The organism is Micromonospora zhanjiangensis, from assembly GCF_042650605.1.
Classification (GTDB): Bacteria; Actinomycetota; Actinomycetes; order Mycobacteriales; family Micromonosporaceae; genus Micromonospora_J; species Micromonospora_J zhanjiangensis.
Map to the genome: position 1 here is coordinate 22,677 of NZ_JBHSBN010000030.1, position 13,365 is coordinate 36,041.

The 13,365-nt window shown below is 71.3% G+C and carries 7 protein-coding genes; 6 read left to right on the forward strand and 1 reads right to left on the reverse strand.

Translation table 11 applies throughout. The features are described from left to right. Window positions 1-4: 4 nt before the first annotated feature. The 6 genes from ACFOX0_RS28705 to ACFOX0_RS28730 all read left to right on the forward strand — a co-directional run bounded on the left by ACFOX0_RS28705 (window position 5) and on the right by ACFOX0_RS28730 (window position 11,832). Complete coding sequence (locus ACFOX0_RS28705) at window positions 5-2,386, forward strand: discoidin domain-containing protein (RefSeq protein WP_377551882.1); 2,382 nt, start codon at window positions 5-7, stop codon at window positions 2,384-2,386. Window positions 2,387-2,488: 102 nt separating this feature from the next. Further along, entirely contained in the window at window positions 2,489-5,848 is a 3,360-nt protein-coding gene (locus ACFOX0_RS28710) for a discoidin domain-containing protein (protein WP_377551884.1), read from the forward strand. A gap of 205 nt (window positions 5,849-6,053) precedes the next feature. After that, entirely contained in the window at window positions 6,054-6,818 is a 765-nt protein-coding gene (locus ACFOX0_RS28715; protein ID WP_377551944.1) for an ABC transporter ATP-binding protein, read from the forward strand. Next, complete coding sequence (locus tag ACFOX0_RS28720; RefSeq protein ID WP_377551886.1) at window positions 6,803-8,671, forward strand: hypothetical protein; 1,869 nt, start codon at window positions 6,803-6,805, stop codon at window positions 8,669-8,671. The genes ACFOX0_RS28715 and ACFOX0_RS28720 overlap by 16 nt, the downstream gene beginning before the upstream one ends. A 565-nt stretch (window positions 8,672-9,236) precedes the next feature. Next, window positions 9,237-9,617 (forward strand): hypothetical protein, encoded by a 381-nt coding sequence (locus ACFOX0_RS28725; RefSeq protein WP_377551888.1) that lies wholly within the window; start codon window positions 9,237-9,239, stop codon window positions 9,615-9,617. A 127-nt stretch (window positions 9,618-9,744) separates the two neighbouring features. Further along, on the forward strand, window positions 9,745-11,832 hold the full coding sequence (locus ACFOX0_RS28730) for a tetratricopeptide repeat protein (protein ID WP_377551890.1): 2,088 nt from the start codon (window positions 9,745-9,747) through the stop codon (window positions 11,830-11,832). A gap of 325 nt (window positions 11,833-12,157) precedes the next feature. Here the strand turns inward: ACFOX0_RS28730 and ACFOX0_RS28735 are convergent, their stop codons facing one another. Further along, window positions 12,158-13,303 (reverse strand): hypothetical protein, encoded by a 1,146-nt coding sequence (locus ACFOX0_RS28735; protein ID WP_377551892.1) that lies wholly within the window; start codon window positions 13,301-13,303, stop codon window positions 12,158-12,160. Window positions 13,304-13,365 lie beyond the last annotated feature (62 nt).

The window sequence follows — 13,365 nt, forward strand, 5'->3', positions numbered from 1 at the left end:
CCGCATGGTCCAGCACCGCACCGCGCACCACCATCGCAGCGCGGGGCTGGCGGCCCTGGCCGCCGCCGCGCTCGCCGCCTCGACACTGACCGTCCTGGCGCTGACCTCGTCCGCCACCCCGGCGCACGCCGCCGGGCTGTCCCCGTTCGACATCGCCGGCCGCGGCGCCGCCGTCCCGTTCCGGGAGCAGGAGGCGGAGCGGGCCGCGCACACCGGCACGACGATCGGCCCGGACCGCCGCTACGGCACGCTGCCGTCGGAGGCGTCCGGCCGGGAGGCGGTCACGCTCGACGCGGTCGGCGAGTACGTCGAGTTCACGCTCGCCGCCCCGGCGAACGCGATCACCTTCCGGTACAGCCTGCCGGACAACGCCGCCGGCACCGGCCGGGACGCCACCATCGACCTGTGCGCGAACGGCACGCTGGTCAAGGCCGTCCCGGTCACCTCCCGGTACGGCTGGTTCTACGGCGGTTACCCGTTCAACAACAACCCGGGCGACACCAACCCGCACCACTTCTACGACGAGGCCCGGACCATGTTCGGCGCCACCTACCCGGCCGGCACGAGGATCCGCCTCCAGGTCTCCTCGACCGCGCAGTCGCCCACCTTCACCATCGACCTGGCCGACTTCGAGCTGGTCGGGTCGCCCATCGCCAAGCCGTCCGGCGCGTTGGACGTGGTCACCGACTTCGGCGCGGATCCGACCGGCGCCACCGACTCGACGGCGAGGTTCCAGGCCGCCGTGGACGCCGGCAAGGCGCAGGGCAGGACCGTCTGGATCCCGGCGGGCACCTTCACACTCTGGGACCACGTGGTGGTCGACGGTGTGACGCTGCGCGGCGCCGGGCCGTGGTATTCGGTGCTCGGCGGGCGGCACCCCACCGACCGCAAACGCGCCGCCGGCATCTACGGCAAGTACGTGCCCGGCGGCGGTTACTCCGGTGAGATCCGGCCGCACGAGGCCGGCGGGCCCAGCCGCAACGTCACGCTGCGCGACTTCGCCGTCATCGGCGACATCCGGGAACGGGTGGACGAGGATCAGGTGAACGCGCTCGGCGGCGCGATGTCGAGCTCGGTGGTGGACAACCTGTGGTTGCAGCACACCAAGGTCGGCGCCTGGATGGACGGGCCGATGGACAACTTCACCATCCGCAACAGCCGCATCCTCGACCAGACCGCGGACGGGGTGAACTTCCACTGGGGTGTCACCAACTCGACGGTGACCAACACGTTCGTCCGCAACACGGGTGACGACGCGCTGGCCATGTGGGCGCAGAACGTGCCGAACGTCGGCAATTCGTTCACCCACAACACCATCGGCGTCACGGTCCTGGCGAACCACCTGGTCACGTACGGCGGGCGCGACATCACCATCGCGGACAACGTCGCCGCCGACTCGGTGACCAACGGCGGCGGCATCCACGTGGCGAACCGCTATCCCGGGGTGAACGGCGCGACGGCGGTGGCGGGCACCGTGACGGTCGCCCGCAACACGCTGATCCGCACCGGCAACTCGGACTACAACTGGCAGTTCGGGGTCGGCGCGATCTGGTTCTCGGCGCTCAACGAGCCGATCCAGGGCGCGAGCATCAATGTTGTCGACACCGACATCCTGGACAGCTCATATGCCGCCCTGCACTGGATAGAGGGGCAGACCAGCGGCATCTCCTTCACCAACGTCCGGATCGACGGCGCGGGCACGTACGCACTCCAGGTGCAGGCCCCCAGCCAGGTCAGCTTCACCCGGGTGCGGGCCACCAACATCGCCCAGGCCAATCCGATACACAACTGCGTGGGCAGTGGTTTCCAGATCACCCAGGGCGCCGGCAACTCAGGCTGGTACACGGCCACCCCGTACTGTGGGCCGTGGCCGCAGCCGCAGTGGGGCAACGGGCCGTCCAGCCCGCCGCCCACCGGCACGACGCCCCCGAGCAGCACGCCGCCTCCGACCACCCCACCGCCGGCCGGCGGGAACCTGGCCCTGGGCCGGCCGGTCACGGAGACCAGCCACACCGACGTCTACGGCGCCGGCAACGCCGTGGACGGCAACCCGAACAGCTACTGGGAGAGCGCCAACCACGCCTTCCCCCAGTCGGTGACCGTCGACCTGGGCAGCTCCCGCCCGGTGGCCCGGCTGGTGCTCAAGCTGCCGCCGTCGGCGGCCTGGCAGGCCCGTACCCAGACGCTGTCCGTGCTCGGCTCCTCCGACGGCTCGTCGTTCGGCACGCTCAAGGCGGCGGCCGACTACCCGTTCGACCCGACGAGCGGCAACACCGTGTCGATCCCGCTGCCCACCGGGGACCGCCGCTTCGTGCGGCTGACCTTCACCGGCAACACCGGCTGGCCGGCCGGCCAGCTCTCCGAGTTCGAGGTCTACGCCTCCTGACCCGGCGGCGGGGGCCGCACCGGCCCCCGCCGCATCCCATCCCACCCCACCCCACCCCCGCCACGCCTCTCCATGTCTCCAGGAAGAAGGTGTCCGTCCACCATGTCCAGAATCCGTACCCGAATGGTCGCGGTGCTCGCCGCGGTCGGCCTGGCAGTCGCCGTGGCACCGGCCCCACCGGCCCTCGCCGCCGACGGCCCGAGCCCTACCGCCGGCCGGGCCGCCGACCCGTCGACCAACCTGGCGCTCGGAAGGACCATGACCGAGAGCGGCCACGCCGACGTGTACGGGGCCGGCAACGCCAACGACGGTAACGCGGCCACCTACTGGGAGAGCACGAACAACGCGTTTCCGCAGTGGATCCAGGCCGACCTGGGCGCCGCCACCAGTGTGAACCGGCTGGTGCTCCGGCTGCCCGCCGGCTGGGGCGCCCGCAACCAGACGCTGACCGTGCAGGGCAGCACCACCGGTTCGACGTTCACCACCCTGGTTGGCTCCGCCTCGTACGCCTTCGACCCGGCCGGCGGTAACACGGTGACCGTCTCCGTGCCCACCGCCTCGACGCGCTATCTGCGGCTGCTGTTCACCGCCAACAGCGGCTGGCCCGCCGGTCAGCTCTCCGAGTTCGAGATCTACGGACCGGCGACCGGTGACACCCAGCCGCCCAGCGCGAACCTGGCGGCCGGCCGGCCGGCCACCGCGTCGTCGACGGTGCACGTGTTCGCGGCGGCCAACGCCGTCGACAACGACGTCGCCACCTACTGGGAGGGCGCGCCGGGCGCGTACCCGAGCACGCTGACCGTCGCGCTGGGTGCCAACGCCAGCATCAGCGCGGTGGTGGTGAAGCTCAACCCGGACCCGGTGTGGGGCGCACGCACGCAGACCTTCCAGGTGCTCGGCCGGGAACAGGCGGCGTCCGGGTTCACCACCCTGGTCGGCTCCGCGACGTACTCGTTCAATCCGGCCAGCAGCAACACCGTGACCGTCCCGGTCTCGGCGACCGCCGCGGACGTCCGGTTGCAGTTCACCGCGAACTCCGGCGCGTCCAACGGCCAGGTCGCCGAACTCCAGGTGATCGGCGTGCCGGCCGCCAACCCGGACCTCACCGTCACCGGCGTCACCGCCTCGCCCGCCGCGCCGGTGGAGACCGACGCGATCACGCTGTCGGCCACCGTCCGCAACGCCGGCACCGCCGCGTCCGCCGCCACCGACGTCGGCCTCTACCTGGGTACGACGAAGGTCGGCAGCGCCGCCGTCGGCGCGCTCGCGGCCGGCGCGTCGACCACCGTCTCGACGGGTATCGGCACCCGCAACGCCGGCCGCTACCAACTCACCGCGAAGGTCGACGAGGCCAACGCGGTGATCGAGCAGAACGAGGCGAACAACTCCTTCACCAGCCCCACCGCGTTGACGGTCACCCCGGTGGCCAGCTCCGACCTGGTCGCCGACGCGGTGACCTGGTCACCGGGCACGCCGAACGCGGGCTCCCCGGTCAGCTTCGCGGTGACGCTGCGCAACCAGGGCACCATCGCGTCGGCGAGCGGCGCGCACGGCGTCACGCTGACCGTGGTCGACGAATCGGGCGCGGTGGCCCGCTCGCTGACCGGCGGGTACTCCGGCACGATCGCCGCCGGGGCCATCGCCGGCCCGGTGTCGCTGGGCACCTGGACCGCCGCGAACGGCCGCTGGACCGTGCGGGTGGTGCTCGCCGACGACGCCAACGAACTGCCCGTGAAGCGGCAGAACAACGCCAGCGACCGGGCGCTGTACGTCGGTCGCGGGGCAAACCTGGGCTACGACATGTACGAGGCCGAGGACGGCACGGTCGGCGGCGGCGCACGGGTGACCGGGCCGAACCGCACCATCGGCGACCTCGCCGGGGAGGCGTCCGGCCGGCGCGCGGTCACCCTCGACACCACCGGCGGGTACGTCGAGTGGACCACCAGGTCGGCCGCGAACGCCCTGGTCACCCGCTTCTCCATCCCGGACGCTCCGGGCGGCGGTGGGATCGACTCGACGGTGAACCTCTACGTCAACGGGGTGCTGCACAAGCCGATCAGCCTCACCTCGAAACACAGCTGGCTCTACGGCGCCGAGGCCGCCCCGAGCGACTCGCCGAGCGCGGGCGCCCCCCGGCACCTCTACGACGAGGCGAACGTGCTGCTCAACTCCACCATTGCGGCGGGTAGCCGGATCAGGCTGCAGAAGGACCCGGCGAACGCCACCACGTACGCGATCGACTTCGTCAACACCGAGCTGGTGTCGCCGCGGGCCAACCCGGACCCGGCCCGCTACCGGGTGCCGGCCGGGTTCAGCCACCAGGATGTGCAGAACGCGCTGGACGCGGTGCGGATGGACACGACCGGCACGCTGGTCGGCGTCTACCTGCCGGCGGGCAGCTACGAGACCGCGCAGAAGTTCCAGGTGTACGGCAAGCCGGTGAAGGTCGTCGGCGCGGGCATGTGGTACACCCGCTTCCGGACCCCGACCAACCAGCAGAACACCGACGCCGGCTTCCGGGTGGAGCCCTCGGCCAGCGGGTCGACCTTCGCCCACCTGGCCTTCTTCGGCAACTACACCAACCGGATCGACGGTCCGGGCAAGGTGTGGGGCGAGCTGAAGGACGTGGACAACCTGACCCTGGACAGCGTCTGGGTCGAGCACACGGTCTGCGCCTACTGGGGAGTGAGCGTCGACCGGTTGACCATCCGGGACAGCCGGTTCCGCGACACCTTCGCCGACGCGGTGAACATGACCAACGGCAGCACCAACAGCCTGGTCACCAACTCCGAGGGCCGGTCCAACGGCGACGACGCGTTCGCGTTGTTCTCCGCCACCGACCAGGGCGGCTCCGGCGGCAACCACGGTAACGTGTTCGAGAACCTGACCGCCACGCTGACCTGGCGGGCGGCCGGCGTCGCGGTGTACGGCGGCTACGACAACGTGTTCCGCAACCTGCACATCGCCGACCAGTTGACGTACTCGGGCATCACCATCAGCTCGTTGGACTTCGGCTACCCGTTCGTCGGATTCGGCGCCAGCCCACCGACCCGGTTCGAGAACATCTCCCTGATCCGGTCGGGTGGACACTTCTGGGGCGCGCAGACGTTCCCCGCGATGTGGCTGTTCTCGGCGTCCAAGGAGTTCCGTGGCATCCGGGTGACGGATGTGGACATCGTCGACCCGACGTACTCGGGGATCATGTTCCAGACCAAGTACACCGGCGGCCAGCCGGAGAACCCGATCACCGACACCGTGCTCAGCAACGTGTCCGTCTCGGGGGCGCGGCGCAGCGGTGACGCGTTCGACGCCAAGTCGGGCTTCGGCATCTGGGTCAACGAGATGCCCGAGGCGGGGCAGGGGCCGGCGGTCGGCTCGGCCACCTTCACGAACCTGCGGCTGCGCGACAACTACCAGGACATCAGGAACACGACCAGCACGTTCAGCATCACCCGCAACTGATCGTCCGTTCGGGCACGGGCCGTCGGGGGGAGTCCTCTCCCGGCGGCGCCCGGTAGCATGCCGTCCCGGGCGGGCTCGTCCGGCGAACAGCCGGGGGCACGGGAAACGACCTGGCTGATCGGCGGGTGACCCTCGACGTCCAGAAAGTCGAGAGGAAACCATGGAGCCAGTGACCACCGCGTACGCCGGAGCGGAAAGCCCTGACGTGGCCGGCCGGCCGGCGGCGTTGCGCCTGTCCGGCCTGCACAAGGAGTTCGGCTCCAACACGGCGGTCGACCACGTCGATCTCGTGGTGCCGCGGGGCTCGTTCTTCGGACTGGTCGGCCCGAACGGGGCGGGCAAGACGACGTCCCTGTCCATGGCCGTCGGGTTGCTGCGCCCGGACCAGGGCACCGCGCGGGTGTTCGGGGTGGACGTGTGGTCCGACCCGGTCGAGGCGAAGGCGCTGATGGGTGTGCTGCCCGACGGACTGGCCCTGCCGGAGCGGCTGACCGGACGCGAGCTGCTCACGTACATCGGGCAGTTGCGGGGCATCGAGCCCGGCGTGCTGGCCGGTCGGGTCCAGGAGCTGCTCGACGTGATGGAGCTCGGCGCGGCCGAGCGCACCCTGGTGGTCGACTACTCGACCGGCATGCGCAAGAAGATCGGGCTGGCGACCGCGCTGCTGCACGGGCCCCGGCTGCTGGTGCTGGACGAGCCGTTCGAGGCGGTCGACCCGGTGTCCGCGGCGGCCCTCAAGACGATCCTGACCGGGTTCGTGGCCGGCGGTGGCTCGGTGGTGCTCTCCAGCCACGTGATGCCGCTGGTCGAGCAGCTGTGCGACACCGTGGCCGTGCTGGCCGCCGGCCGGGTCGTGGCGGCCGGCCCGCTCGCCGAGGTACGCGGCGACAGCACCCTGGAGCAGACGTTCGTCCGGCTGGTCGGCGGCGACGAGCACACCCGGAAAGGGCTGTCGTGGCTGGCGTCCTGATCCGGATGAAGCTGTCGATCATCAAGAACTCGATGACCGGCGGCCGGGCCGCGTGGATGCTGGTCGGCGCGGTCTTCGGCCTGCTGTTCGCGGCCGCCACCATCTGGCTCTCCCTGGTCGACCTGCCCAACCAGGACGTGCTGGGCGACCTGCTGGCGGGTGTCTTCCTGATGTGGACGCTCGGCTGGCTGATCGGCCCGCTGTGGGGCGGCTCGGCGGTGCTGCGGGCCGACCACTTCACGCTGCTGCCGGTGCCGCGCCGCCGGCTCGCGGTGGGGTTGCTGGGGGCGGCGTTCGTCGGGATCACCACGGCGGTCACCGCGCTGGGATTCATCGGCCTGATCACGTACGGATCTCGGCAGGGCCTGGTCCCGGCGGTGCTGGCGGTGCCGGTCGCGGCGCTGCAACTGATCTTCGTGGTGCTGTTGTCCCGGGTGGTCCACGCGCTGTTCGGCGTCGTCGCGGCGTCCCGGGTGGGTGCGGCGATCACCGGCGTGCTGTTCGCGGCGATGCTCGTGCTCACCCAGTCCGGCTGGATGATCGTCGTGGCGGTGCTGTCCTCCGACATCCTCGAAACCGGGTTCTCCTCCGCGACCACCGGCACGCTGCGGGCGATCCCGTCGGGTTGGGGCGTGGTGGCGGTGGACGCCGCGGGCCGCGGGGACTGGCCGCTCGCGATCGCCGCACCCGCCGGCCTGACCGTGCTCTGCGTGCTGCTGCTGCTCGTCTGGTCGATCGAGCTGGGCACCCCGCGCCGGGCCCGGGTCACCATCCGGGGCAGCGCCGACCGCGCCCCGGTCGGCGCCGGCCCGTTCGGCGGTACGACCGGCGCGGTCGTCCGCAAGGAGTTGCGCACCTGGTGGCGTGACCCGTTGCGGACCACCACCGCGGTGGTGCCGGTCGTCTGGGCGCTGGGCACCGTGCTGCTGCCGCTGACCTTCGACGCCCGGCTCCTGCTGCCCTGGGCCGGCCCGGCGCTCGCGCTCTTCGCGATCACCTCGGCCTGCAACCTCTACGGCCAGGACGGCACGGCACTCTGGCAGACCCTGACGACCGGCACCCAGCGCGCCGACGTGCGGGGCCGGCAGTGGGCGTACCTGATCGTCTTCGCGCCGCCAACCATCGCCCTGAGCATCGCCTTCACCTGGTGGAGCGGTGCCACCTGGACCTGGCCGTGGGTCGCCGCGGCGGTGCCGGCCCTGCTCGGCGGCGGCGCCGGTCTGATCGTCTATTCGTCGGTGTTCGGCATGGTCCCCGGCCCCGACGCCCACAAGCGGCCGACCAACCCGCTCGAACGCGCCGACACCACCGGCCAGTCCAATGTGCTCTTCTGGGTCGGGCTGGTGCCGCCGGCGCCGGCGCTCGCCGTGGTCCAGCTCGGCATCCGGTACGACCAGCCGTGGCTGACCTGGGCCGGGTTGCCGGTCGGCGTGCTGACCGGCATCGCCGTCGCCCGGGTGCTGGGCGGCCTGGCGATCCGGAAGATCACCCAGGACGGACCCGACCTGCTGCACACCATGCGCACCGGCCGGCCCACCGCGGCCCGGAACGCCGGCGGCGCCGACGTGGCCAGGAAGGGCGGCACGGTCGAGGGACTGAGCTGGGGCCTCGGCTCGATCCTGCTGGTGCCCCAGGGGATCCTCCCGCTGGTCTTCATCCTGTCCGACATCCACGTCAGGTCCTGGTTCCTGGCGATGTACGTGCGGCCCCTGTTCGGGGTGCCGATCGCGGTGGTCAGCATCCTGGCCGGGGTCGCGCTGTACGGCCGGGCCATCATGACCAGGGTCGACAACCGGGCCGGCCGGGCCGGTGCCCCGTCGCCGGCCGAGGACCGCGAACTGGAACCGGTCTGACCCGCGACCGCCGGAGGGTTTCCCGGCCGCACCAGCGGCAGCGGTGAGCCGGTCGTGGGCAAGAGTGTGCGCCGTCGGCCAGGGGCCGACGGCGCACACGCAACCGATGCACGAGTCGTGCGTTTAGATGATCATTAGGCGACCCACTTCACCCAGTAGAGGGTCCACGCGGCTGCGTGGCCCAACTCCGCCGCGCAGGAACTGATCATCGTCAGCGCGGAGTCGACGAGCGACTCCAGGGAGTCCACGGGTAGTGAGGAGAGGAGATCTGCAGTGACCTCGGCGTAGAAGAAGATCATCAACACGAGGAGACCCTAGCGCGGAGAGATCATCGGCGGTGAGATTGTTTCGCATTCTGGGACGTATCATTGTTATGGACTCTTCATCTTGATTTGTGGCTGATTTCTCTCATTTAGACGGTGATAAGTGACATGCAGAGATGGCGGTGATTCTAGTGACCTGCGTCGACTGCGGATGCCCGTTGCCGGTTGCCTCCTGGCGTTAGGCTCGCCGGTAACGGCAATGCGAAGCGTCTATATGAGTCGTGGTTCGTGGGAGGCCGGGCATGGATGATCAGATCGTCCTGGCAGTCGCGACCGCACTGGCGACCAAGGGTGCGGAGGCGCTCGGTGCCGGTGCCCGGAGTGCGATCGGTTCGCTGTTCAGCCTGGTCCGTAGCCGATTCGGAGCGGGGACGCGAGAATCGGCGGTGCTCGACGCCGCGCTGGCACACCCGCAGGAGCAATGGCGGCATACTGCGCTCGCCTCGACCCTGGCTGACGTGATGGCCCGGGATCCGGACTTCACCGCCGCCCTCACCGACGAATGGCGCAGGCTGGTGAGGTCGGACGTCGTCGCTGTTCAGGGCGAGGTGGTGAACCACTTCAGCGGAACGGCCGGGAAGGTCGTGCAGGCGCGCGACGTGCAGGGCGACATCACCTTCTAGGTCCGGCCGGGTCGGATGTGCGGCGGGCGGGCGGGTTGGGGCGCGGCGATTGGGAACGGAATCCGGCCGAACCGAGCGAACGGTGCCGTCCGGTACGTCGAACGAGCAGTCCGGGACCGTTTCCGGAGTGAGCGTCCAGGCCGGTGTCATCCACGGCGGTGTGCACTTCACAGGCAACCCCGTCGATCGTTCTCCGATCCCCCGGCAGCTACCGGCACCGTCGCCGAACTTCGCCAACAGAACGAGCGAGTTGTCCGCGTTGGACGGGTATCTCGCCGAGCGGGGAAACCTCGTCGCCGTTCTGTTCGGACCGGGCGGCGTGGGAAAATCGGCACTGGCGAGGCAGTGGGCGCACGGCAAGCTGGACCGTTTCGTGGACGGGCAGCTCTATGCCGACCTGCGGGGGTTCAGCGGCACCGAGCCCCTGGACCCGGGCGTGGTGCTGTCCGCCTTCCTCCGGGCCCTGGGGGTGGCCCCGGACCGGATCCCCCTGCACCTGGCCGAACAGGTCACCCTCTACCGCACGGTGACCGCGAACCGTTCCCTGCTGGTGGTTCTCGACGACGCGTACTCGGCAGCTCAGGTCAGGACGCTGCTGCCGGCGTCGACGTCGGCGGTGGTCGTGGTGACCAGCCGCCGACGACTGACCGGGTTGCTGCCCGACGGTGCCCGCCTGGTCGAGGTGGGTCCGCTGCCGGCTCCGGAAGCGGTCGAGTTGTTGGGGCGGGCCGTCGGCCGGGAGCGGATCCTCAACGAGTGCGCGCCGGCCGAGGAACTGGCGGGAATCTGTGGCGGTCTGCCCATCGCGCTCGTCGTGGCGGCGGCGCGGCTGGCTGCCCGTCCCAAGTTGACAGTTCGCCGTATGGTCGCCGAACTGGCCGACGAGGCGCAGCGGCTGTCCCGACTCTCGGTGGTGGACGGCTTGTCGATCAGGGCGACGTTCCAGTTCTCGTACCAGGCCCTGACGCCGGAGGCGTCGGCGTTGTACCGGACGCTGGCTCTGCACCCGGGAGCGGAGTTCGGGATGGATCTGATCGCGGCGGTGGCCGGAGCGGGTAGGGCCGATGGGGCCGGGGTGAGCACCGTCATGGGGGAGTTGCTGGACGCGAACCTGTTGGAGGAGGTGGTCGAGGATCGCTTCCGCTACCACGACCTGCTCCGGCTGCACGCGCGTGAGATGTCGGAGCAGGATGACCCGCCCGACGGCCGACAGGCGGCCGTGCGCACCATGCTGGAGTTCTATCTCGCCGCCGCCCGTCGGGCGGACCTCGTGGTGACCCCCTACCGGCGGCGGCTGCCGTACGTCTATCAACATGCCTTGGCCGGGCCACCCGAATTCTCCGACCGGGCTGCTGCCCTCGGCTGGTTGGATCGGGAGCGGAGCAACCTGCTGGAGGCCGGCCGGGCCGCCTTCGACCTGGGCCTCCATGAGCTGGCCTGGCAGCTCAGCGACGTGGCCTGGCCGCTCCTTCTCTACTTCAAGGGCTACAACGACCGGCTGGAGATCGACGAGCGCGGCGTGCGGGCCGCCCGGGCCTGGGGAAACGTGTGGGCCGAGGCGGACATGCTCAAACGGCTGGGCCGGGCGTGCAGCCGGGTCGGCGACCATGAGGCGGCCGAGCGGCATGGTCGGGCGGCGGTCGACCGGTATCGGCAGGTGGGCGACGTCCAGGGTGTCATCGACGCCGAGGAGGGGTTGGCCACCCTCTATGCCGACACCGGCCGTGAGGAGCAGGCGGCGGAGGCATACATCCGGGTCATCGCCGGACGGCGGACCCTGCCGAACGTCCGGAGTGTGGGCCTGTCCTGTCTCAACCTGGGTATGCTCCGGACCCGGACCGGCCGGCCGGCCGAGGCGCTACCGCTGTTGGTGGAGGCCGGGCAGATCTTCGCCGAGCTGTCCGAGGTCGACCCCTACAACGCCGCCCGGGTGCTGATCGGTCTGGCCGATGCGTATCTCGGCACCGGCGACCTGGACACCGCCGAGGAGTCCGCCATCGAGGCGGCACGCCGGATGGCCGAACTCCGAGCCGCCGGTGAACGGGCGGAGGCGGTGTTCCTGCTCGGCCGCATCGCCCGGCGGCGCGGCGACGACGAGACCGCACGACGGCACTATCGGGAGGCCGCTGCCGTCTTCGCCGCGCTCGCCGCGCCCCGGCTGCCCGAGGTGCTCCGCCGGCTCGACGAGCTGGGCGGCGACGCGGCCAGGCGGTGACAGGTCCCCGCCGGCGTGACGGTGGTACAGGGTTCCGGTGACCCACCGGTGGTGCAGCAGGCGAGCCGTGACGGTGAGCAGTCCGATCGTCAGCCGGCCGGGTGCGGCCAACTGGCCGAGGCGAAGGGGCGGGGCGCCACGTACCCCGACGGCGGCATCCCCCGTCGGGGTGCCCACGACGGCGAGAGCCAGCCCGGGATACGCCATCAGGAGGACCGCGCCGACCTCGGCCGGATCGCCGCTGTCGGCGATGGTGACGATGATGTCGGCCAACCGGGCCGAACGGGGCGCCTGCCGGCGGGCCGACAGCGCCACGACGACGGGCTCAGCCGGCGAGGTCATGCCGGGCCCTCCAACGGCCGGGGCCAGGCACCGGCACGGGGCCCGTCTTCCGGTGCCGGCCGGGCTCGGTCAGCTGGAGCAGGCGGTACATGGTGCGCCGCAGCAACACGCCGGCGTCCCCCGGACGACTGGTCAGGGCGGCCATCATCGCCTGCCGGTCGACTCCCGCGGCCCGGGAGAGCTGGGGAGGAAGCGGCCGGCGTGGGTCCAGGCGGCTGGCGCTCGCGGCCAGCAGGTGCTGAGGCGTGCCGGCGGCGGGCACCGACCGCAGCCCGGGTAGCAGCAAGGCCGGGCATCCGATGGCGGCGGCGTACGCGGTGACGGAGCCGTGGTCACCGATGAGGTGGTCGGCGGCGACCACCGGGCCGCGCCAGTCCTCGGTCGGGTCGGGCAGCAGCAGCCCGCTGTCGAGGCAGTCCCGGAGCCAGGCTCGGATCTGCCGGTGTCCGTGCGCGTCCCAGACCGCCGGGTGCAGCAGCGCGGCGATCCGGTACCGGTCCGGCGGGAGCTGCGTCATCAACTGCGGAAGCAGGTCGGGCCAACGTCCGAAGACGCCGTCCCGGCCCCAGGTGGAGGAGACCACGACGAGTTCCTGCCGCTCGCCCAGCCCCAGGCCCCGCCGGTAGTCCCGCCGCCAGGGGAGGCTGGCGACGAGTCGATCGGCGCAGGGATCACCGACGACCACGGCAGCCTCGACCGCCTCTGGACACTGCCGGCGCAGCACCTCCAACTCCTGATCGTGGGACAGGGCGAGGGCCGTCGGGAGGACCCGTCCGCCATGGATCAGTCGCTGCGCGTCGAGGCCGTACACCGGCGGGTCCGCGAGCACCGGCCCGCCGTACGGCCCGGGTCGCACCCGTTTGCCGTGCCCTGCTCCGTGGGCCATCAGGAGCAGGGGCGCGTGCAGTTGGTGGAGTCCGCCGTGGGCAGCGGCGAGACCGAGGTCGAACCGTTCCCGGGCGGCCTGGTGCCAGGGGAGGACGAGCGCCCCCGACCGGTCGAGGAACCGCTGCACCTGATGGTTGAAGACGTCCGGTGCCACCGTGAAGACCAGCTGCACCCTCGGGTCGCTCTCGAGAAGATCGATCACGTCCAGGAGCCGGTGGCAGCTCGCGATGGTGTGCGCCACGACGAGCACCGTCCGGCAGCCCGACCGACTTGCCCAGCGATCAGCGTCGATGCCAACGGGGG